Genomic DNA, 22,330 nt, shown 5'->3' with positions numbered 1-22,330 from the left:
GCCAACCAGGGTTGGCGACTACCGATCCTGCCGCGCATGGCCCGGTCATGCCGGTCGCCGGCCAGCGGCCGGCACTACCTGCATCCGGGGCACTTGCCGAATCTGCGTCAACACCTTGACGCGGCGCGCCTATAATGGCCACCTCGATCAAGGAGTGACGACATGAGCGGTCCGGCACGGCGGAAGCGGTGGGGATGGGCGGCGGTAGTATTGGCAGGAGGCCTGTTGCTGAGCCTGGCCGGCTGCCGCAACGACAGCGGGCAGCTGCCCAAGGCCAGCGGTGAAGCCATCACCACCAAGGCCGAGCAGGTGAAGGAGTTCACCCTGCTGCGCGCCTACCCGGACCAGAAGAATGAAGGCCTGTCGCTGGCGCTGGAGTTTTCGCGCCCGCTGGTCGGCACCCAGGACTTCGACAAACTGGTGCGCTTCGAAGAGAAGGTCGGTACCGACGACAGCAGCTGGACGCTGTCCGATGACGGTTTGACCCTGCGTTACCCGTTCGTCGAGGCCGGCAAGGAGTTCAGCCTGGTGGTCTCGCCGGACCTGCTGGCCGCCGATGGCAGCCGCCTGGGCAAGGAACTGAAGCAGAAGGTGTTCAGCGGCGAGCTGAAGCCGGTGGTCGGTTTCGCCTCGCAGGGCAGCGTGCTGCCGGCCAAGGACAGCCGCGGCCTGCCGGTGGTGTCGGTGAACGTGCCGGAGGTCGACGTCGAGTTCCTGCGCGTACGCGAGAAGGACCTGCCGACCTTCTTCAGCCAGTACCAGCGCGGCGGCCGCCGTGGCAGCTGGGAACTGAGCAGCGACTACGAGCGCAGCCCGATCAACAAGCTGGCCGAGCCGGTCTACGTCAACCGCTTCATCCTCGGCGGCAAGCAGAACGAGCGGGTGCTGACCTACCTGCCGACCCAGGACATCAAGGAACTGCAGGAGCCGGGCCTGTACTTCGCCCTGCTCAAGCGCACCGGCGACTACGAGGGTGAGTTCGATACCGCGTTCTTCTCGGTCAGTGACATCGGCCTGCACACCCGGGCGTACAAGGACAAGCTGTTCGTGCACACCGCCGGCCTGAAGGACGGTGCGCCGCTGAAGGGCATCGACCTGCGCGTGCTCGATGCCAAGGGCGAGGTGGTGCTGAAGGGCAGCACCGACGGCAACGGCAATGCGCTGCTGAACTACACGCTGGATGCCACCCACGTGCTGGTCGCCAGCAGTGGTAAGGACACCAGCTTCCTGCCGTTCAACCAGCCGGCGCTGGACCTGAGCGAATTCGCCGTGGCCGGCCGTGACAATGCCTGGTTCGACGTCTACGCCTGGTCCGGGCGCGACCTGTATCGCCCGGGCGAGACCGTGCGCCTGTCCGCACTGCTGCGCGACAACGACGGCAAGCCGGTCAAGGCGCAACCGGTGTTCCTGCGCCTGAAGCAGCCCGACGGCAAGACTTTCCGGGAGACCCGCCTGCAGCCGGGTGACCAGGGCTACATCAATTTCGAGCAGGTGATCCCCGCCGAGGCGCCGACCGGGCGCTGGCAGGTCGAGTTCCGCACCGACCCGGCCAGCAAGGAAGCGATCCAGGGCATGACCCTGCGCATCGAGGAGTTCCTGCCCGAGCGCATGAAGCTGGACCTGGACAGCGCGCAGAAGACGTTGAAGCCGGGTGAGGACCTGCGCCTGCAGGCCAATGGTGCCTACCTGTATGGTGCGCCGGCCGATGGCAACCGCTTCACCGCGCGCATGGCAGTGGCGGCCGAGCAGCAGCCGGTGGAAGGCCTGCCGGGCTACTTCTTCGGTGACCCGACCCTGCAGCTGCCGCGCGAAGCCAAGGACGTGATCGACACCACGCTGCCGGCCAACGGCCAGCTGCGCGAGGACGTGGCCCTGCCGGAAGAGGCGGCCAAGGCCAAGGCGCCGATCGCGGTGGTGCTGTCCGGCAGCCTGTACGAGACCGGCGGCCGTACCGTCACCCGCACCTTGAAGCGGGTGATGTGGCCGGCCAATGCGCTGGTGGGCGTGCGCCCGCTGTTCAATCCCGAAGACGGCGCCGATGCCAACGGCAATGCGCGCTTCGAACTGATGCGCGTGGATGCTGCCGGTACGCCGCAGCCGGCCAAGGGCCTGAAGATCACCCTGGTGCGCGAACTGCGCGACTACCACTGGACCTTCAACGACAACCGCTGGGACTACGATTTCACCCGCCGTTTCGAGAACAAGGAAACGCGCACCGTCGATGCCGGCGGCAGCGCGGTGGCCTTTGATTTCCCGGTGGAGTGGGGCGAGTACCGGGTGGACGTGTTCGATCCGTCCACCGGCCTGACCAGCCGTTATCCCTTCCGTGCTGGCTGGAGCTGGGGTGATGACAACCGTGGCCTGGACGCGCGCCCTGACAAGATCAAGCTGGGCCTGGACAAGACCGGCTACAAGGCAGGCGACACGCTCGAGGTGACGGTGACCCCGCCGCACGCCGGCAAGGGCATCCTGATGGTCGAGACCGACCGCATGCTGTACGTGCAGGACATCGACGCCAAGCCGGGGTCGACCTTCAAGATTCCGGTCACCGCCGACTGGGAACGCCACGACGTCTACATCACCGCGCTGGTGCTCCGTGGCGGCAGTGCGCCGAGCAAGATCACCCCGGCCCGCGCCGTGGGCGTGGTGCATGTGCCGATGGACCGCAAGGGCCGCACCGTGGCGGTCGGCCTGGCTGCGCCCAAGCAGATGCGCCCGGAGCAGGACCTGCCGGTGACGGTCAGTGCACCGCAGCTGGCCGGCAAGATGGCGCACGTCACCGTCTCGGCGGTGGACGTGGGCATCCTCAACATCACCCGCTTCCCGGTGCCCGACGCCGGCGCGCACTTCTTCGCCCAGCGTCGCCTCGGCATCGATGCCTACGACATCTACAGCCGGGTGATCGAGAGCTTCGATGGCAGCAGCGGCAAGCTGAAGTTTGGTGGCGACATGGCGCTGCAGGCGCTGCCACAGGCCAAGCGCCCGACCGCGCGCGTGCAGACCGTGGATCTGTTCTCCGGCCCGGTGCAGCTCGATGCCAAGGGCATCGCCCGCATCCGCCTGAAGGTGCCGGACTTCAACGGCACCCTGCGCGTGTCGGCACTGGTGTACAGCGATGACCAATACGGCAAGCGCGACGTGGAAACCGTGGTGCGCGCGCCGATCCTGGCCGAAGCCAGCATGCCGCGCGTGCTCGCCCCGGGCGACCGCAGCACCGTGACCCTGGACGTGCAGAACTTCACCGGCAAGCCGGGTGCCTTCAACGTGCGGGTGGAGACCGAGGGCCCGCTGGCACTGGCCGAAGGCACGCGCAGCGTGCAGCTGAACGCCGATGCCAAGAGCACGCTCAGCTTCCCGCTGTCGGCGCGTGAGGGCCACAGCGTGGCCAAGGTGCGGGTGCGCGTGGACGGCAACGGCTTCAAGGCTGACCGCCGCTACGACCTGCCGGTGCGTGCGGCATGGCCGCAGGTTCTGCGTTCGCAGGTGCGCACGCTGGATCCGCTGGCTGCGGTCAGCCTCGACAACAGCCTGACCGAGGGCCTGATGTCCGAGTCGGTGAACGCACGGCTGCTGGTCAGCCCGCTGCCGCCGATTCCGTTCGCCAGCGCACTGCAGGGCGCGCTGAACTACCCTTACGGTTGTGCCGAGCAGACCACCAGCAAGGGCTATGCCGCGCTGATCCTGGACCAGGCGACGTCGTCGATGCTCGGCGCCGATGGCCTGGACGCCAAGGCCCGCCGTGAACGCATGGAAGGTGCGTTCGGGCGCCTGGCGTCGATGCAGGTGGCCAATGGCAACTTCTCGATGTGGGGTGACGATGGTTACGTGAACCCGTGGCTGACGCCGTATGTCACCGAGTTCCTGCTTGATGCCAAGGACGCCGGCTTCGCGGTTCCCGACAACGTGCTGCAGAAGGCACTCAACCGCCTCAGCGAGGACCTGCTGTCCGGTGGCAATCAGTTCTACGGCCAGGATGACCGCGAGAAGCTGACGTTCGCCAACAAGGCGTATTCGGGCTATGTACTGGCCCGGGTCAACCGCGCGCCGCTGGGTACCCTGCGCGCGCTGTACGACAACGAGCGCAGCAAGGCGGTTGGCGGCCTGTCGCTGGTCCACCTGGGCGTGGCGCTGTCGCTGCAGGGCGATGCCAAGCGAGGCCAGGCCGCACTTGCCGCGGGGTTCGCCAAGTCCAGCAGTGAACGTCCGTCGTACTTCGGCGACTACGGCAGCGCGATCCGCGATGACGCGCTGATGATCGCGCTGACCCACGAGAACAAGCTGGCCAAGCCGGCCTGGGATGCGCGTGCGGTCGATCTGGGCCGTGGCCTCGATGCGCGCCGCAGTGCCGGCTGGATGTGGCTGAGCACGCAGGAGCAGGTGGCCATCGCCCGCCTCGGCAAGGCGCTGGCGGCCAACCAGAAGTCGCTGGTTGCGGGTGAGCTGGTGATCGGTGGCGGCACCGAAACCATCGGCGAGCGCAAGCTGTTCGGTCGCAACTTCAGTGCCAGCGAACTGGCCAGCGGTGTGCGCTTCACCCCGCAGGGCCAGCCACCGATGTTCGCCAGCATCGATGTGGCCGGCATCCCGCGCAGCGCGCCGACGCCGGACAACAGCGTGCTGGGCGTCGAGCGCAGCTACTACGGTACCGATGGCAAGCCGTGGTCGCCGCGCCCATTGAAGGAAGGCGAAGCACTGATCGTGCGCGTCACCGTCACCGCCGACACCACGATGCCCGATGCATTGCTGACCGACCTGCTGCCGGCCGGCCTGGAGATCGAGAACTTCAACCTGGGCGATGCCAAGCAGTGGGCCGACGTAGTGGTGGATGGCATCACCATCAGCGATCGCGGTGAAGCGGCCGATACCAAGCACGAAGAGTTCCGCGACGACCGCTACGTGGCCGCGCTGAAGCTCTCGCGTGGCAGCAAGGCCAACGTGTTCTACCTGGTGCGTGCGGTGACCCCGGGTACCTACTCGGTGCCGCCACCGCTGGTGGAGGACATGTACCGGCCCCAGCTGCGTGGCGTTGGCCGCAGCAATCCGACCACGATCACGGTGGTGCAGCCGTGATCCCACGGATGGGCCGCGACGGCGCGGCCCGTCCTGCGGGCACTACGCAATGAAGGAAGCATTGAAGACCCGGCTGGCGACCCTGTGCCGCCGGCTGCGACCGCTGTGGCCATGGCTGCGCTGGGGCACGGCAGGCTTGTTGGCGCTGCTGCTGGTATTGGACCAGGCCTTCCCACCACCGTTGCCGAAACAGCGTGATACCAGCACCCTGGTGGTCGCTGCCGACGGTACGCCGCTGCGTGCGTTCGCCGATGACGAGGGTGTATGGCGCTACCCGGCCTCGATCGACAGCGTCTCGCCGTTGTACCTGCAGGCGCTGCTGACCTACGAGGATCGATGGTTCTGGCAGCACCCTGGCATCAATCCGCTGGCGATCCTGCGTGCCAGCGGCCAGCTGCTCAGCGGCGGCCGCATCGTCTCCGGTGGCTCCACGCTAACCATGCAGGTCGCTCGCATCCTTGATCCGCACACGCGCACTCCCTGGGGCAAACTCAAGCAGATGCTGCGTGCGGTACAGCTGGAAGTACACCTGAGCAAGTCGCAGATCCTGACCCTGTATCTGGAACGCGCGCCCTACGGCGGCACCATCGAGGGTGTGGAAGCGGCCAGCTGGGCCTATCTGGGTAAGCCGGCGGCGCAGCTGTCGCATGCCGAGGCCGCACTGCTGGCGGTGCTGCCGCAGGCGCCGAGCCGGCTGCGTCCGGATCGTCATCCGGAAGCGGCGCAGAAGGCGCGCGACAAGGTGCTGTCACGCATGGCCGAACTGGGTGCATGGACACCGGAAGAGGTGGAAGACGCGTGCATCGAGAACGTGGTGGCGCGCTCGCTGCGGCCGCCGCTGCATGCGGCGTTGCTGGCGCAGCGCCTGCACTCGGCACACCCGGGCCAGGCGCGCATCCAGAGCAGTATCGACATCGGCTTGCAGCGCACGCTGGAAGAGCGCGTGGCCAGCTATTTCTCGACGTTGCCAGATCGCACCTCGGCAGCTTTGCTGGTGATCGACAACCAGACCCTGCAGGCGCGTGCCTATGTCGGCACATTGTCTTTCGGCGACCGCCAGCGGCTGGGCCACGTCGACATGGTGCAGGCCTGGCGTTCGCCCGGGTCCACGCTCAAGCCATTCCTGTATGCGATGGCGTTGGACGACGGACTGATTCATTCAGAAAGTCTGCTGGTGGATGCGCCGCAGAGCTTCGGCAGCTACCGGCCAGGCAATTTCGACATGGCCTTCAATGGACCGATCGGCGCCTCCAGCGCATTGCGGTTGTCACTCAACGTGCCGTCGGTGGACCTGCTGCAGCGGGTGGGTGCGGCCCGCTTTGCTGCGCGCCTTTCGCACGCGGGCATCCAGCTTCGTTTCCCCCAGGGCAGCAAGCCCAATCTGTCATTGATCCTGGGGGGCACCGGTGCGCGTCTGGAAGACCTGGTCGGCGCATTCGCCGCACTCAACCGCAACGGCATCGCCGGGCGCGTGCGTTACACCGATGGTGAGCCGATGGTCGAGCGGCGCCTCGCTTCGCCCGGGGCGAGCTGGATCGTGCGCGAGATGCTGGAATCGAATCCACGCCCGGGGTACAGCATCGGCACCTTCGATGTCGGCGGCCGCCCGCGCGTGGCGTGGAAGACCGGCACCAGCTACGGCTACCGCGACGCGTGGGCGATCGGCAGTACCCGCCATTACACCGTGGGCGTGTGGGTGGGCCGGCCCGACGGCACGCCGCTGCCGGGGCAGTATGGTGCGGTCACCGCGTTGCCGCTGATGTTCGAGGTGGTGGACAGCCTGCCACGCCAGCGCGGTGACTCGGCCGCTGCGCCGATGCCGGCCAGCGTCAGCCAGGAAGACGTCTGCTGGCCGACCGGCGAGCGTGCCGAAGGCCTGACTGCTGCGCTCTGCCAGCGCAGGATGCCGGCCTACCTGCTTGATGGCGCGGCACCGCCGACCTTTCCCGAGCGCGAGGCGCGACGCTGGCAGCCGGGGCGGCAGCGTTTCCTGGCAGACGCCCGCAGCGGTCTGCGCGTGTCGGCCGATTGCCGCTTGCCGCATGAGGAAGTCGCGGGCGAAATCGCGCGCTGGCCGGCGTTGCTGTCACCGTGGCTGCCCAAGGCCACGCGCGAGGCCTCGCAGCTGCCGCCGTTGTCGCCGGACTGCCGTGACGATGGTCGCGAGGCCAGCGTCGCGCTGCACATCGATGGCCTCAATGATGGCGCCGCACTGGCACGTGCGCCAAACGCCGAACATGGCGTACGCCTGCAGCTGCGCGCGCTCGGCAGCGAACAGGCGGTGGACTGGCTGCTGGACGGTCGCTGGATCGCGCAGACCCACGGCGCGCAGTTGATGCAGCGTGAGTTCGCCGAGCCGGGCGCGCATACCCTGACCGCGCTGGCGGCCGACGGCGCGTGGACGCAGGTGCGCTTCAACGTGCTGCGGTAGGTGCTGGGCCATGCGCGGCGGGATGACATTCCTCCGCTTTGGTGGGTGCCAACCTTGGTTGGCACGCGAACGGCAAAGCGCCCACCAAGGTGGGCATCTACCAAGGCATCCGCCGCGCAATCATTCCCCGATCCACCCATCCAGCAGGTCGGCGAATTCGTCGGCGTGTTCCTCCTCCTGCGCCAGGATCTCTTCGAGGATGCGCTTGGTGGTGGTATCGCGGTCGCCGATGACGTTGATCATCTCGCGGTAGCTGTCGATGGCGATGCGTTCGGCCACCAGGTTCTCGCGTACCATGTCGCGCAGGTCGCTGCCTTCCTTGTATTCGGCATGCGAGCGCGCGGTCAGCGTATCCGGGTTGAAATCGGGTTCGCCGCCGAGCTGGACGATGCGCTCGGCCAGCTTGCCGGCGTGTGCCTGCTCCTGCTGTGCGTGCTCCAGGAACTCGGCCTTGACCGCGTCGGCCAGCATGCCCTTGGCCATGAAATAGTGCCGGTAGTAGCGCAGCACGCAGACGTACTCGGTGGCCAGGGCATCGTTGAGCAGCTTGATCACCACCTTGCGGTCGGCGCTGTAGCTGTCGGTGATCGCACCGTCCTCGATATTGCGCCGGGCGCGATCACGCAGGGTCTTGCGGTCGCTGATGCCGGGAATCCTGGCGACGGGCTTGGGGGCTTTGGCTGGCTTGCTGGACATGGCTGGCCGTTTCCTTTTGCGTTCTGCGGTGGAAAATCAGGTGGGCAGGTGCTCCAGCACGTACTCGGCTGAAGAGACTTCGAACTGGCCGGGTTGTTCGACCCAGGCCGCGCGCACCACACCATCGACCACGTACAGCGCGAAGCGGCGCGAGCGGATGCCCATGCCTGAGGCACTGGCATCGAGTTCCAGACCGAGCGCACGGGTCAGTTCGGCATTGCCGTCGGACAGCATCAGCAGGCCGTCGGGCACGTGGTGGTCGGCGGCCCAGGCCTTCATCACGAACGGATCGTTGACGGCCATGCAATAGACATCGATGCCGCGCTGGCGGAAATCCTGGAATCTATCGATGTAGCCGGGCAGGTGGCGGGCCGAACAGGTGGGGGTGAACGCACCGGGCACGGCGAACAGGAGCACCTTGCGCGCGTCGAACAGCGAATGCGTATCGAGCGTTTCGATGCCCTCGCGGATGCGCTTGAGGGTCACTTCCGGAATGCGCTCGCCAACGTGGATGATCATGGTGGACTCCTTGCAGGGGCAGGCTAGAGGCCTGCGTGGGACAGGGACGTCAAGACATTGGAAAACCGGTGTGCAGGCCCCATCTTCAGGCCGGGCGGGGCACGCTTCCAGTCACAGCCTGGGGCATCGTGATGGCAGCCGCATTGCGCAGGATCAGTCGGCCTCACCGGGGCCGCACGAGGGGCGGCGTAGCATCGCCGGCGCGTAGAATGAACCCGGGGCGGCGCCACCGGCGCGGCCGAAGCGAATCGAGGTAGCTGGATGGAATTCAAGGATTATTACGCCACCCTGGGGGTGGAACCGAGTGCGGGCGAGGCGGAGATCAAGACCGCCTACCGCCGGCTGGCGCGCAAGTACCACCCGGATGTCAGCAAGGAGGCCGGGGCCGAAGACAAGTTCAAGGCGGTCAACGAGGCCTACGAGGCGCTGCGCGATCCGGAAAAGCGCGCGGCCTACGACCAGCTGCGCGCACAGGGCTATCGCCCTGGCGAGGAGTTCAACGTGCCGCCGAACTACGGCGGCGCCGGGGGCTTCAATTTCGAGGAGGTGTTCGGCGGCGGCGGTCCCAATGGCGGCTTCAGCGACTTCTTCGAAAGCCTGTTCGCGCGCCAGCGAGGTGGTGCCGGTCCGGGCCCGGGCTTCAGCAGCCAGGGCCATGCGCCCAACCGCGATACCCGCGCCAAGCTGTCGGTACCGCTGGAGGCTGCCTACAGCGGCGACAGCCTGCGCATCACCGTCAACGGCAAGCAGCTGGACGTACGCGTGCCCAAGGGCATCCGTCCGGGCCAGGTGATCCGCCTGGCCGGGCAGGGCAATCATGGCGGCAATCTGCTGCTGGAGGTGGAGTACGCCGCGCACCCGCAGTTCGAGGTGGATGGCCGCAACATCCTCTACACGCTGCCGGTGACCCCATGGCAGGCCGCATTGGGGACCAGCATCAGCGTACCGACCCTGGGCGGCGCGGTGGAGCTGAAGATTCCGGCTGACTCCGATGCCGGCCGCAAGCTGCGCCTGCGTGGCCGTGGCCTGCCGGGCAATCCGGACGGCGATCAGATCGTCGAGATCGAGATCGTGGCCCCGGCCGCGACCGACGAGGCGCAGAAGAAGGCGTACCGGAACCTGGCCAAGGCGTTTGGCGAGACGATCTGAGACCGGTTCTGGTGGGTGCGGACCTTGGTCCGCACGCCTTCCGGTAGTGCCGGCCGCTGGCCGGCAATGATGTGTGGTTGCCGGCCWGCGGCCGGCACGAGAAGAGCGTGCCAACCAAGGTTGGCACCCACCGGAATGTTTCAGCCCTGCCCGGCGAACACCCGTTCCAGCACCTCGGACAGTTCGTCTTCCGAGAACGGCTTGGTGATGTAGGCCTTGGCGCCCTGGCGCATGCCCCACATGCGGTCGGTGTCCTGGTCCTTGGTGGTCACCAGGATCACCGGGATGTGCCGGGTCGCTTCGTCGCGTGCAAGGGTGCGGGTGGCCTGGAAACCGTTGAGGTTGGGCATCACCACGTCCATCAGGACCAGGTCGGGAAGCTCGGCCTTGGCGGTTTCGACCCCGGCGGCGCCGTCGGTGGCGGTCAGGATCTGGTGCCCGAGCTTCTCGACGATGCGCTGTATCCCCAACAGCTGCGACGGTGAGTCGTCGACGATCAGAATGCGTGCCATGTTGTTCCCCATGTAATGCCCGCAGTGTAGTGCGGGCACATTACCGGCGGGAGGGGCGCGCCTGCCGTCCGTCGCCTGCCTGCGACGTTCAGTCGATCCGCACCACCGTGCGCCCCAGCGAGCCGCCGGCCAGCATCCGCTCGAATACGGCGGGCAGACCATCGAGGCCGACTTCGGCAGTGCAGATCCGCTCCAGGTGCTGTGGCTTCCATTCGTTGCCCAGCCGCGCCCAGACCTCCTCGCGCAGTCTGCGTGGCGCATTGGCCGAGGACACACCCAGCAGCGAGACACCGCGCAGGATGAACGGCATCACGGTCATGTCCAGCGTTGGGCTGGCGGCCAGACCGGCACTGACCACGCTGCCGTAGGGCACGGTCTGCGCGAGCAGGCTGGCCAGCATGTCGCCTCCGGCATTGTCGAGGCCACCGCCGAAGCGCGCCGACTGCAGCGGGCCGGTGTCGGCCAGTGCGTCGCGCGGTAGTACCTCGGTGGCGCCGATGCTGCGCAGGAAATCGGCCTGGTCCGGCTTCCCGCTGACCGCGTGCACGCGGTACCCGGCACGGCTGAAGATCGACAGCGCCAGCGCACCGACACCGCCGCTGGCACCGGTGACCGCCAGCGGGCCGAGTTCCGGGGTCTGCCGGTTGTCCTGCATGCGCAGCAGGGCCAGCGCCGCAGTGAACCCAGCGGTGCCCAGCACCATCGCCTCGCGCGGGGTCAGCCCGGCCGGCTGGGCGATCACCGCACGCGACTCCAGCCGCACGTACTGGCTGTAGCCGCCGTCGCGGGTTTCGCTGAGGCCGCAGCCGGTGGTCAGGACCGCATCGCCCTCGCGCCAGGCTGGATCGCTGGAGGCCACCACGGTGCCGGCCACGTCGATGCCCCCCACCAGCGGGAATCGGCGCAGGATCCTGCCCTTGCCGGTGCCCGCCAGAGCGTCCTTGTAGTTGACCGAGGACCACTGCGCGCGGATCAGCACCTCGCCCGGGTTGAGGTCGTCGACATTGAGCTGGGCCAGGCCGCTGCGGTAGCCGGCGTCGTCGTTTTCGATGCGGAAGGCGGTGAACGGGGTGGTGGGGGCCATCGGCGCTGCCTGACTTCGAGGAAAACGCCACCTTACCCCGCCGGGCCCCTTTCGATCCTGCCGATCCGCCCCATCTTGTATGATCGGTAATGGTTTCACGGCTGGTGGTGCGGGAAGGGCCCGCGCCGCAGCCCAAATCTTGATGGAGCGTGCATGGCCTGGAATACACCCGGCGGCAACAAGGGCGGACAAGGCCCCGAGGACAATCGACGCGGGCCGTTCGGCTCCCGCGGCGGTGGCAATGGTGGTGGCTGGGGCGGTCTGCCCGGGCCGCTGAAGGATCTGTTCGACGGCGGCATCGTGCGTTGGGTGGTGGCGGCCGTGGTGCTGCTGGTGCTGTTCTCCAGCTTCCAGCTGATCGGCGAACAGCAGCGTGGCGTGGTGCTGCGCTTCGGCCAGTTCTCGCGCATCCTGCAGCCCGGCCCGAACTTCAAGCTGCCGTGGCCGATCGAATCGGTTACCAAGGTCAACGCCACCGAGATCAAGACCTTCTCGATCCAGGTGCCGGTGCTGACCCGCGACGAGAACATCGTCAATGTCTCGCTGAACGTCCAGTACCGCATCGACGACCCGCAGCAGTACCTGTTCGGCACAGTGGATGCCAACCAGGTGCTGGAGCAGTCGGCGCAGAGTGCGGTGCGCGAAGAAGTCGGCCGCGCCGACCTCAACGCCGTGCTGAACAACCGTGGCCCGCTGGCCGTGGCCGCCGAAGAGCGCCTGCAGGCGCTGCTGAAGGCGTTCAAGACCGGCCTGACCGTGACCGGCCTGACCCTGCAGGATGCCCGTCCGCCGGAAGAGGTCAAGCCGGCCTTCGACGAGGTCAACGGTGCCCAGCAGGTCAAGGAGCGCCTGATCAACGAAGCCCAGGCCTACGCCGCCAAGGTCGTGCCGGAAGCCCGAGGCCAGGCCTCGCGTGCCCGTACCACCGCCGAAGGCTACAAGCAGGCCGTGGTGTCCAAGGCCGAGGGTGACGCGCAACGCTTCAGCCTTTTGCAGGCCCAGTACAAGGACGCCCCGGAAGTGACCCGCAAGCGCCTGTGGCTGGAGACCGTGCAGCAGGTGCTGAGCGAGAACCGCAAGGTGATCGGTGGCGATGGTCGCCAGCTGATCTATGTGCCGATGACCGGCGATACGCGTCCCACCACCTCGGCGCCGCCGGGGGTGACCAACCCGGAGGTGGTGATGCCGTCGCTACCGGGCGCAGGGGTGGAACAGTCCCGTGATCCGGGCCGGCCGGTGGGCCGCCCGACCGGGCGACCGAGCGGCCGTGAGGAGGGCAGCCGATGAAGAGTCCAATCTGGATCGCCGTGATCGTGGCGGTGGTGCTGGGCCTGCTCGGCTCGGTATACGTGGTCCGTGAGGACCAGACCGCCATGGTGCTCAACCTGGGCAAGGTGGTGCGTTCGGACATCAAGCCGGGCCTGCACTTCAAGGTGCCGGTGGTGGAAACGGTGAAGGTCTTCGATCGCCGCTTCCAGGTGCTCGACACCGCCCCGGCGCGCTACTTCACTGCTGAGCAGAAGGACGTCAGCGTCGACTTCTTCGCCATCGGTTACATCTCCAATGTGGGTGACTACTTCCGTGCCACCGGTGGCGATCCGCGTATCGCCAATGCCCGCCTGGCACCGATCATCACCGACTCGCTGCGCAACCAGATCAACTCGCGCACCCTGCAGCAGCTGGTGTCCGGCGACCGCAGCGAGCTGATCGCCGAGCAGCTGAAGGGGATCAACGAAGCGGTGGCCGGGCTGGGCATGCAGATGATCGACCTGCGCATCAAGCAGGTGGACCTGCCGACCGACAGCCAGGTGATCAACGACGTGTATGAGCGCATGCGCGCCCAGCGCAAGCAGGAAGCCGCCAAGCTGCGTGCGGAGGGCGAGGAGCAGTCGCTGACCATCCGCGCCCAGGCCGACCGTGACAGCACCGTGCTGATCGCCGAAGCCGAGCGTGACGCGCAGCGCCTGCGCGGTGAAGGCGATGCCGACGCGGCCCGCATCTACGGCAAGGCCGGCTCGGCCGATCCGTCGTTCTATGCGTTCTACCGCAGCCTGGAGGCCTACCGCGGCTCCATGACCGACGGCAACGGCGTGATCGTGCTGGACAAGAACGACCCGTTCCTGCAGTACCTGAAGAACGACCGCTGAGGTCGCAGGGCAGTACCCCACGGGGCCCGGCCAGATGCCGGGCCCCGTGCTTTTTCCGGAGTCCCCCATGAAAGATCTGTTCGCTGCCGTCTGCCTGGTCGCGGTGCTGGAAGGCCTGTTCCTGTTCGTCGCCCCGTTCGCCTGGAAGCGCATGGCCGAGCGCCTGCTGGACATGCCGAGCCCGGCCCTGCGCAGCTTCGGCGGGCTGGTGCTGCTGGCCGGCCTGAGCCTGCTGTGGTGGGTGCGCCATTAGACGCCCCGGGGCGGTCGCCTGCGTTCACATGCGTGGCCCGGCTCTGGTAGATGCCAACCTTGGTTGGCATTGCCGGCCAGCGGCCGGCACTACCGGGCGAGGCGCCTGACCGGCCGGTAAAGCCGTCCGTCGGAAAGGTGGCACCCGACCCCGGAAACCCGGATAATGCACAAAAGCCGGACGGGCCTCCCCGTTCGGCTTTTTCCGTGTCTGGGCCTTCCATCGCCGGCGCTCCCCGTTTGGAGCCGCCATCCAGGTGCTGGCCAGCCCCGCCACGGTTTACCCGTCCGCGGCCCCGATGGCCGCAACATATGAGGAGCCCGTCATGGGTCAGTCTGTCGTAGTGCTTGGTGCCCAGTGGGGCGATGAAGGCAAGGGCAAGATCGTCGATCTGCTCACTGAGGAAATCGGCGCCGTCGTGCGCTTCCAGGGCGGCCACAACGCCGGCCACACCCTGGTCATCAACGGCAAGAAGACCGTCCTGCACCTGATCCCGTCGGGCATCCTGCGTGACGATGCGCTGTGCCTGATCGGCAACGGCGTGGTGATCTCGCCGGCCGCGCTGCAGAAGGAAATCGCCGAGCTGGAAGCCTCCGGCGTGGAAGTTCGTTCGCGCCTGAAGATCTCCCCGGCCGCGCCGCTGATCATGCCGTACCACATCGCCCTGGACCAGGCGCGCGAGCGCGCTGCCGGTGGCAAGGCGATCGGCACCACCGGTCGTGGCATCGGCCCGGCCTACGAAGACAAGGTGGCGCGCCGCGGCATCCGCATCGCCGACCTGCACTACCCGAAGCAGCTGGAAGAACTGCTGCGCACCGCACTGGACTACCACAACTTCGTGCTGACCAAGTATCTGAACACCGATGCGGTCGACTTCCAGAAGACCTTCGACGAGGCGCTGGCCTTCGGCGAATACGTGCAGCCGATGAAGTCCGACGTGGCCGGCATCCTGCACGACCTGCGCAAGCAGGGTAAGCGCGTGCTGTTCGAAGGCGCGCAGGGTGCACTGCTGGACATCGACCACGGCACCTACCCGTACGTCACCAGCTCCAACACCACCGTCGGCGGTGCACTGGCCGGTTCCGGCGTTGGCGCCGATTCGATCGACTACGTGCTGGGCATCGCCAAGGCCTACGCCACCCGTGTCGGCGGCGGCCCGTTCCCGACCGAGCTGGACGACGAAGTCGGCCAGGGCATCCGTGACCGGGGCGCCGAGTACGGTGCGTCGACCGGCCGTCCGCGTCGCTGCGGCTGGATGGACATCGTCGCGCTGAAGCGCGCCGTGGCCATCAACGGCATCAGCGGCCTGTGCATCACCAAGCTGGACGTGCTGGACGGCATGGAAAAGCTGAAGGTCTGCATCGCGTACGAATACAACGGCAAGCGCACCGAGTACGCGCCGCTGGACGCGCAGGGCTGGGAAGAGTGCACCCCGGTGTACCTGGAGTTCCCGGGCTGGAGCGAGAACACCCACGGCATCACCAACTGGGACGACCTGCCGCCGGCCGCACGCGCCTACCTGCGTTCGCTGGAAGAGCTGGCCGGCTGCCCGATCAGCATCGTCTCCACCGGCCCGGACCGCGACCACACCATGGTCCTGCAGGATCCGTTCGCCTGAGTGGTTGACCGGTAACGCCGGGCCATGCGCGGCGTCGCTGAAAGAAGAAGCCCCGCGCAAGCGGGGCTTTTTCGTTACTGTGTCGCCAGTGCCAGCGAGGAAGCGACGCGATGACCAGGATGTCAGCGTGAAGGGCGAGATGGTGGTGCGGGTCACCCTGTGGGTGTTGTGGAGCCTGTGGGGCATCGCCTGCTTGGTTCTGGCGCTTGGCGCCATCGCCAACCATCTGGCCTCGCGTACCCAGACCCTGCCGCTGCTGCTGAGTCCGGGCGCGACGGCTGAGGTGACCGTCTACCGCTTCATCGATGACCAACTGCGGCTGCGACTGCGGTATGCCGCAGACGGTACTGAGGTTGACCCTGAAGTGCTGCTGCGCATCGACACTCCCACCGATCATGGAGACTTCCGCGCAGGAGAACGTTCGGGTGTGGCCGGGCAGGGCATCAGCCGCGCGCTGGTATCGGTTGAGTCCGGCGGCATAACGGCATTCTATTTCGGCTATGGCCGCGGCGATGCATTGCCCCGCGGCCGTTCATGGCTGCGGGTAACCGTACTGGACGTGGCCCCGGTGCTGGCGGGCAGGGCGGCCGTGATCGAACTGCAGCCCCCTCTGGACCTGCTGAAGCTGACCGACCTGGATTACGTCTGGCTGTGGCCGTTCTTTTTCTGGAAGGTGGCGGCACTGTTCCTGCTGATTCCGGGGGGCGCCTTGGTGTTGTTCACGTTCACCTTGCGGCGCTGGCAGCGCCGGGCGTCGAAGCAGCCGATTTCAGCAGCGGATACGGATTGATCGATTCCCCCTTCCACCACTGCTTCTCCGGGCCCAGCACGTGCACCTCGAAATGCAGGTGCGGTGCGTCGGCACTGGCATTGCCGGTGCTGCCTACATAACCGATCACCTCTCCGCGCTTGATCACCTGCTTCTCGGCCAGGCCATCGGCATAGCGCTGCAGGTGGGCGTAGTAGTAGCACCAGCGTCCGCTGGGCTCGAACTGGTAGATCGTCAGCCCGCCGCGCTTGCTGTCGAACAGCTTCTCCACCGTGCCGTCGGCCACCGCAAGCACCGGCGTTCCGGCATCGGCCATGATGTCGATCGCATCGTGTACGCGTCCTTCGCTGCGGGCATCGGTAAAGGTATCGCGCAGATGCGAGGGCAGTACGCCCTGCACCGGCAGCAGCAGGCCGTCGGGTGTTGCGTCGACGGCGGCCGGCAGCGACGTGCGCGCTGTGGCCGCTTTCGCCGCCGGCGTTGCCGTTACGGTGAGCGGTGTTGCAGGCGTGGCTGCTGCAGTGGGTTCAGCGGCATCGCGGCGCAGCCACCAGCCCGTTCCCACACCCAGCAGCACGCCCAGCACGATCAGCTGCGAAAGACGCATCGGCTCACTCCTGCATCACGACAGGCACCGAGGTGTCTACTGCGTCGGCCACGCGCAGTGCATCCCAGTTGGTCATGCGCACGCAGCCATGCGACTCGGTCTTGCCCACGTGGCCGGGTTCAGGCGTGCCATGTAGGCCGTAATGCGGCTTGGACAGATCGATCCAGACCCGCCCGACCGGATTGTTCGGGCCTGGCGGCAGCGTGGCCTTCTTTTCGCCCTTGCGGGCATCCCAGAACAGCTTCGGGTTGTAGTGGAACGGCGGGTCGCGGTAAACGCCCAGGATCTTCCATTCGCCGATCGGCAACGGGTCGTGCTGGCTGCCGGATGACACCGGCACCTGCGCGATCAGCTTGCCCTGCGCGTCCAGTAGCTGCAGCGTGGAGTCGGATTTGTCGACCACGATCCTGGCGGCCTTCGGCAATGCGGCCGGTGCGATGTTGGGTACCTGGATGCGGCTGCCAGCCTTGGTCAGATCCACGCCGGGATTGAGCACCTTCATCAGTTCTGGGGAAGCATGGAAGCGCTCGCCCAGGGCTTCCTCCACACTGCCGTAGCCCAGCGATTTCAGCTTGGCTTGGGCGGCGGGCCCTTTCGGTGTGGCCTGGAACGGACCGGCAACATCTTCAGCAGTCAGCGTGTAGCTGGCCAGCGGCGCGATCGTATCGGCCTGCAAAGAGTTCAAGGTAGCGTCATCCAGTTCGCCGGTCACGTTCAGCCCATGCGCCGCCTGGAAGCCCGACACCGCGCGTCGCTGGTTGCTGCCCACTTCGCCATCGATCTGGCCAGGGGAGAAATTCGCGCGATCCAGCAGCACCTGGGCGTGCAGGGCGGAGCGTGGCGCAGTGTCCGGTCCGGCCGCTTCGGCAATGGGCGCGGGCAGGTTGGGCGGCGGTACCTGCGCGAAGGCCGGCGACGCCAGCAGCGAGATTGCGAGCAGGGTGGATCGGGACACAGATGAGGGCATTGGGATCTCCAGCAGGTACGCCACCACCTTGCCCGCAGCCGGCGCCGAGCCGCCGTGAAAGGGATCTGATGCCCGCATGAGCAGCCATGGTCATTGCAGCCGGTTACCGCGCACAGGTGCCGCTGGGCGGGCGCTCACCAAGGTGAACGGTGGCCGACGCCGCCGATGGGCGGCGATCAAGATTGCCTGCGGGGCCGCCGATAAGGGCGCATCCCCCCGTTTTGGATACCCCCATGAACTACTTGAGGAACGTCAGGGTTGCCTGGCGTCTTGGGCTGGGCTTTGGCCTGTTGCTGCTGCTGGTTGCCGCCGTGGTGGCCACCGGCGCCACCGCCAGCGTCGTGCAGAAGCGTGCGATGCAGCAGGTGGTCGACGTCAGCGTGGCCAAGGTGCGCCTGCTGTCGCAGATGCTCGATGCCAACAACCAGATGATGGTGGTGCGCCGCGAAATGCTGATCCGCCAGGGCGAAGACCGTGGCCACGACGAGCAGCGCATCGCCGACCTTGTCAAACGCTATGAGGCCAGCTGGACCGCCTACCAGGCACTGCCGGGTGATGCGGAGGGCAAGGCCATCGCGGAAACCATTGCGGCCAAGCGCGCCGTTGCGCGCCCGCTCAACAAGCAGACCAGTGAACTGATGGAGCAGGGCGACTACCCGGGCGCCGTGGCGCTGACCCTGGGCCCGGTGCAGGACGCGGCCAATGGCTGGAACAAGGCGCTGTCCGATGGCGTGGACTTCGAAGAGAAGGAAAGCCGCGATGCGGCCGCCGAGGCGATCCGCCTGGGCGAGCGCAGCCTGCTGCAGCTGCTGGTGCTGGGCGGCGTTGCGCTGCTGGTCGGCATCGGTGCCTCGATGATGATCGGCCGCAGCCTGACCGGTCCGCTGGCCCGCGCGGTGAACCTGGCCGAACGCCTGTCCAAGGGACAGCTGGATCAGGAGTTCCGCCTTGGCGGCCGCGATGAACTGACCCAGCTGGGTGAAGCCATGGCCAGCGTGCGGCAGAGCGTGCAGGCGGCGATCGGCGCACAGCTGCAGATGGCCGAACAGCACGAGGCAGGTGCGATCCGTTATCGCATGGACGCCAGCGCCTTCCCCGGCGATTTCGGCCGCATGGTGCAGGCCACCAACAGCCTGGTCGAATCGCACGTGCAGGTGGAACTGCTGATGGCCGAGGTGATGCAGCGCTACGCCATCGGCGACCTCAGCCGCGACCTGCCCGACTACCCGGACGAGAAGGGCACGCTGACCCGCACCCTGGGCGCGGTGAAGCAGAGCCTGATGGCGATCAACGCGCAGATCGATGAACTGGCCCGCGCCGCACGCGCTGGTGATTTCAGCATGCGTGGTGATGCCGCTGCGTTCCAGTACCAGTTCAAGGCGATGGTCGAACATCTCAACGGCATGATGGCCAGTTCGCAGGCCAGCATCGCCGATGTCTCCGACGTGCTGCGCGCGATCTCGCACGGTGACCTGACCGCACGCATGGACGGCGAGTACGACGGCGTGTTCGCACGCATGCGCGACGATGCCAACACCACCACCGCACAGCTGACCGGCATCGTGCGTGGCATCCAGGTGGCTGCCGACAGCATCAACAACGCGGCGCAGGAACTGGCCGCCGGCAACAATGATCTGTCGCGCCGCACCGAGCAGCAGGCAGCCAATCTGGAAGAAGCGGCCGCATCGATGGAGGAACTGACCTCCACCGTGCGCCAGAACGCCGAGCTGGCGCGTCAGGCCGACAGTGAAGCGCATGCGGCCGGTGCCGCCGTGCGCGAGACCGAGCAGGCGATGGCACAGATGGCCTCGGTCATGGGTGAGATCGACCAGTCCTCGGCACGCATCTCGGAAATCTCCACGGTGATCGACGGCATTGCGTTCCAGACCAACATCCTGGCGCTGAATGCTGCGGTGGAAGCGGCGCGTGCAGGTGAGCAGGGGCGTGGTTTTGCCGTGGTTGCCAGCGAAGTGCGCACGCTCGCGCAGCGTGCCGGTGTCGCCGCCAAGGAGATCAAGGAACTGATCGAAGATGCCGCTGCCAAGGTGAAGAGCGGCCTGGCAGTGACCGTTGAATCGGAAGCCGCGATCGCCCGCGTAGCCCAGGCAAGTTCGCGCACCACCCAGCTGATGAGCGACATCGCAGCGGCAAGCAAGGAACAGGCCGCCGGTATCGAGCAGGTCAACCAAGTGGTGGTGCAGATGGACCAGGTGACCCAGCAGAACGCTGCGCTGGTGGAAGAAGCCACCGCCGCCAGCCGCGCACTTGAAGAACAGGCGCATGCACTGACCACGTCGGTGTCGGTGTTCAAGGTGGAAGGCGACGCAGCTTCGGTTGTGCCGCGTCGCGCAGCCTGAGCTGCTGCGCGGTAAGCGTTGTGGTGCCGGTCACACCATGGGCGTCCATGGTGTGACCGGATGTCAGTCCACGACTTTGCTGATATGTCCGTTCTCAATCTTCCAGATCACGCCCTTGGCCGTACTCACGAACAGTGGCGCGCGTGCCCAGAGACTCCAGTAAACGTGGACCTCGGTCGGCGTTGGATCGAGTAGGTGGGTCACCATCATGGCACCCTTCCGCGGTGGGCGCTGCAGCGTGATGCAGGAGAGGGTGTAAGGCCGGCTGGAAGTGATCTTTTCATCCGCGATTTCCACGCGATGGCTTCCCCCCAGAGGCACCGCTGCAGGATCGAATGTGCCGGGAAGCAGGTAGACACTCCAGGCATTTGCCGTGCCGTCCACGTTCGGTAGCACGACCGTGTTGTAGTTCTTCGAGCACGCTTGAAACTTGCTGCTCAATGCCAGTGCACGCGCAGCTGCCGCGCCGGCCTCATAAGGCGATAGTGGCTCGGGTGGCGACAGGGTCTGTACAGGACCGGCAAGCGTTCCCTTGTCGTCGGTGACTACCCGATACAGCACGCTACTGTCACCTCCGAGGATACTGACGACATAGCGGTTGTCGCGTTGTTCGGTGACCCATCCAGCAACGCGGTCATCCTTGCGCATTCCCTTCGCTACGAGTGCGTCGGTTGCGCGTTCGGCGGCAAGATCATGTTCGAACAATGACCGGCCGAGAGATTCGATCCGCGCAATGTCGGCGTCCGCAGCCGCGGTCGCAGCCTGATGGGATTCGTGGGGTGGGTCAGCGGCGGTGATCGCATGAGCAGCGGGTGCCATGGATAGCAGGGCTGCCAAAGCTGCGGAGCATTGGACATTCATGGGTGATTCCCCTTTGCCGCGTCCAGCGGCTTGGGGAAGTATGGCTGATCTGCGGGCTGCAATCCCGATTGACGGGCTCAGCCGCGCGCGCGGGTACGTGCTGCTTTCTTCGCCGCCACCTTGCGCACGGTCGTCTTTGCCGCACGGGTCTTCGCTGCCTTCGTCGCGGCAGCACTACGCGAGGCGGGAGTGCTGGCCTTCTTGGCCACCGTCTTCTTTGTTGCCTTCTTCGTGGCTGTCTTGCGGACCGTTGACTTTTCCGCCGGTGCCTTCTTTGCCGCCCTACGCCCACTACCACTGCGCTTGCCACCACCGTCCTGCTTGTTCACGGTGGCCCAGGCAATGCGCTCGGCCGTGCCTTCGCTGGCACCGCGCTGGCGCTCGCTCTCTTCGATGTGCTCGGCCTGGCGCTTCTGCTTGTCGGTATAGGCGGATTTGTCACCGCGTGGCATGGCAGGATCTCCGGCGGGGGCTGGCCCCCACGGTGGCCCTGGCGGCGTTAAGCACAAGTCCCGCAAAGATGATCGCACCGGCAAGGGGCCTCGGCTATGCTTGTGGCATGCGAGTCGAGCCCGCCGACATCGAAGCCCTGTTCGACGCCATCCCGGATGTGCTGTTCTTCATCAAGGACCTTCAGGGGCGTTACACCCACGTCAACCAGACCATGCTGCGACGGCTGGGCCTGCGCGCGCGCAAGGACGTGATCGGGCGCACCGCGGCCGAGATCTACCCGACCGGCCTCAGTGCGGACTACGTCGACCAGGACGCCCGCGTGCTGTCCGGCGAGGTGATCGAGAACCTGATGGAGCTGCACCTGTTCGCCAACCGGGAACCGGGCTGGTGCCTGACCTGCAAGCGCCCGCTGGTGGTCGATGGGGCCATCGAGGGCCTGATCGGCATTTCCCGCGACCTCGGCCAGAAGGACAGCCTCGGCACCCAGTACGAGCAGCTGCGGCTGGCGCTGGCCCACCTCAACGCGCACTACGCCGAGAACGTGCGCATGCAGACCCTGCTGGACATCACCGGTTTCTCGCTGTCGAAGCTGGAGCGCAGCTTCCGCAAGGTGTTCCAGATGACCCCGCAGCAGGTGCTGACCCGGCTGCGGATCCAGATGGCCATGCACCTGCTGCATGGCGACGACAGCATCGCCTGCATCGGCCAGGCCTGCGGTTTCAGCGACCAGAGCGCCTTCACCCGCAAGTTCAAGGCTGAAACCGGTTTCTCGCCGCGTGCCTATCGTGCCCGTATCGGCGGGAACGTCGGCGAGCCGGCGCTGGCCTGAGCCGCCTG

At 66.7% G+C, this 22,330-nt stretch carries 18 protein-coding genes; 10 read left to right on the top strand and 8 right to left on the bottom strand.

The genetic code is table 11. The features are described from left to right. The first annotated feature begins 162 nt into the window (after positions 1-162). Entirely contained in the window at positions 163-5,070 is a 4,908-nt protein-coding gene (locus tag D7Y61_RS10730; protein ID WP_180866226.1) for an alpha-2-macroglobulin family protein, read from the top strand. A 49-nt stretch (positions 5,071-5,119) separates the two neighbouring features. Continuing rightward, on the top strand, positions 5,120-7,501 hold the full coding sequence (gene pbpC / locus D7Y61_RS10725; RefSeq protein ID WP_180866225.1) for a penicillin-binding protein 1C: 2,382 nt from the start codon (positions 5,120-5,122) through the stop codon (positions 7,499-7,501). Between the two features lie 120 nt (positions 7,502-7,621). Here pbpC and D7Y61_RS10720 read toward each other — a convergent pair whose 3' ends face one another. Both D7Y61_RS10720 and D7Y61_RS10715 read right to left on the bottom strand, forming a co-directional pair. Further along, positions 7,622-8,197, bottom strand: coding sequence for a ferritin-like domain-containing protein (locus D7Y61_RS10720; RefSeq protein ID WP_180866224.1), 576 nt, complete (start codon positions 8,195-8,197; stop codon positions 7,622-7,624). 36 nt (positions 8,198-8,233) lie between these two features. Then, on the bottom strand, positions 8,234-8,716 hold the full coding sequence (locus tag D7Y61_RS10715) for a peroxiredoxin (protein WP_180866223.1): 483 nt from the start codon (positions 8,714-8,716) through the stop codon (positions 8,234-8,236). A gap of 261 nt (positions 8,717-8,977) precedes the next feature. On the opposite strand from D7Y61_RS10715, the gene D7Y61_RS10710 reads away from it, so the two are divergent. Beyond that, positions 8,978-9,865, top strand: a complete 888-nt coding sequence (locus tag D7Y61_RS10710; RefSeq protein WP_180866222.1) for a DnaJ C-terminal domain-containing protein — start codon at positions 8,978-8,980, stop codon at positions 9,863-9,865. A 140-nt stretch (positions 9,866-10,005) separates the two neighbouring features. Here the strand turns inward: D7Y61_RS10710 and pilH are convergent, their stop codons facing one another. Both pilH and D7Y61_RS10700 read right to left on the bottom strand, forming a co-directional pair. Beyond that, the gene (pilH, locus tag D7Y61_RS10705; RefSeq protein ID WP_005410644.1) at positions 10,006-10,377 is read right to left on the bottom strand and encodes a twitching motility response regulator PilH; all 372 of its coding nucleotides are present in this window, start codon (positions 10,375-10,377) and stop codon (positions 10,006-10,008) included. An 88-nt stretch (positions 10,378-10,465) separates the two neighbouring features. Then, a complete protein-coding gene (locus tag D7Y61_RS10700; RefSeq protein WP_180866221.1) occupies positions 10,466-11,461 on the bottom strand; it encodes a YhdH/YhfP family quinone oxidoreductase in 996 nt (331 codons plus the stop codon). Between the two features lie 153 nt (positions 11,462-11,614). Here D7Y61_RS10700 and hflK point away from each other — a divergent pair, with 153 nt between their 5' ends. From hflK to D7Y61_RS10675, 5 genes are all read left to right on the top strand, one after another. Next, positions 11,615-12,748, top strand: a complete 1,134-nt coding sequence (gene hflK / locus D7Y61_RS10695; protein WP_180866220.1) for an FtsH protease activity modulator HflK — start codon at positions 11,615-11,617, stop codon at positions 12,746-12,748. Next, complete coding sequence (gene hflC, locus D7Y61_RS10690; RefSeq protein WP_010482785.1) at positions 12,745-13,608, top strand: protease modulator HflC; 864 nt, start codon at positions 12,745-12,747, stop codon at positions 13,606-13,608. Before hflK ends, hflC begins: the two co-directional genes overlap by 4 nt. A gap of 67 nt (positions 13,609-13,675) precedes the next feature. Further along, positions 13,676-13,861 (top strand): DUF2065 domain-containing protein, encoded by a 186-nt coding sequence (locus tag D7Y61_RS10685; protein ID WP_180866219.1) that lies wholly within the window; start codon positions 13,676-13,678, stop codon positions 13,859-13,861. A gap of 325 nt (positions 13,862-14,186) precedes the next feature. Further along, positions 14,187-15,479 (top strand): adenylosuccinate synthase, encoded by a 1,293-nt coding sequence (locus D7Y61_RS10680; RefSeq protein WP_005410639.1) that lies wholly within the window; start codon positions 14,187-14,189, stop codon positions 15,477-15,479. Positions 15,480-15,606: 127 nt separating this feature from the next. Beyond that, positions 15,607-16,269 carry a hypothetical protein gene (locus tag D7Y61_RS10675; protein ID WP_180866250.1) on the top strand — a complete coding sequence of 221 codons (663 nt, stop codon included), beginning with the start codon at positions 15,607-15,609 and terminating at the stop codon, positions 16,267-16,269. Here D7Y61_RS10675 and D7Y61_RS10670 read toward each other — a convergent pair. Both D7Y61_RS10670 and D7Y61_RS10665 read right to left on the bottom strand, forming a co-directional pair. After that, positions 16,205-16,855 carry a M23 family metallopeptidase gene (locus D7Y61_RS10670; protein ID WP_180866218.1) on the bottom strand — a complete coding sequence of 217 codons (651 nt, stop codon included), beginning with the start codon at positions 16,853-16,855 and terminating at the stop codon, positions 16,205-16,207. The two genes, D7Y61_RS10675 and D7Y61_RS10670, sit on opposite strands and share 65 nt — an antisense overlap. 4 nt (positions 16,856-16,859) lie before the next feature. After that, positions 16,860-17,822: a L,D-transpeptidase family protein gene (locus D7Y61_RS10665; protein ID WP_180866217.1), complete on the bottom strand. Its 963-nt coding sequence runs from the start codon at positions 17,820-17,822 to the stop codon at positions 16,860-16,862. 233 nt (positions 17,823-18,055) lie between these two features. On the opposite strand from D7Y61_RS10665, the gene D7Y61_RS10660 reads away from it, so the two are divergent. Then, positions 18,056-20,179: a methyl-accepting chemotaxis protein gene (locus tag D7Y61_RS10660; RefSeq protein ID WP_180866216.1), complete on the top strand. Its 2,124-nt coding sequence runs from the start codon at positions 18,056-18,058 to the stop codon at positions 20,177-20,179. Between the two features lie 63 nt (positions 20,180-20,242). On the opposite strand, the gene D7Y61_RS10655 is transcribed toward D7Y61_RS10660, so the two are convergent. Both D7Y61_RS10655 and D7Y61_RS10650 read right to left on the bottom strand, forming a co-directional pair. Continuing rightward, positions 20,243-21,040: a hypothetical protein gene (locus D7Y61_RS10655; RefSeq protein WP_180866215.1), complete on the bottom strand. Its 798-nt coding sequence runs from the start codon at positions 21,038-21,040 to the stop codon at positions 20,243-20,245. Positions 21,041-21,117: 77 nt separating this feature from the next. After that, on the bottom strand, positions 21,118-21,492 hold the full coding sequence (locus D7Y61_RS10650) for a hypothetical protein (RefSeq protein WP_180866214.1): 375 nt from the start codon (positions 21,490-21,492) through the stop codon (positions 21,118-21,120). Positions 21,493-21,599: 107 nt separating this feature from the next. On the opposite strand from D7Y61_RS10650, the gene D7Y61_RS10645 reads away from it, so the two are divergent. Beyond that, positions 21,600-22,322, top strand: coding sequence for an AraC family transcriptional regulator (locus D7Y61_RS10645; RefSeq protein WP_032127825.1), 723 nt, complete (start codon positions 21,600-21,602; stop codon positions 22,320-22,322). The last annotated feature ends 8 nt before the right edge of the window (positions 22,323-22,330 follow it).

Origin of the sequence: Stenotrophomonas maltophilia, from assembly GCF_013464485.1 — a bacterium.
GTDB lineage: Bacteria > Pseudomonadota > Gammaproteobacteria > Xanthomonadales > Xanthomonadaceae > Stenotrophomonas > Stenotrophomonas maltophilia_AW.
Note: the sequence above shows the minus strand (reverse complement) of the source record. Positions and strands in the feature narration are given on the sequence as shown.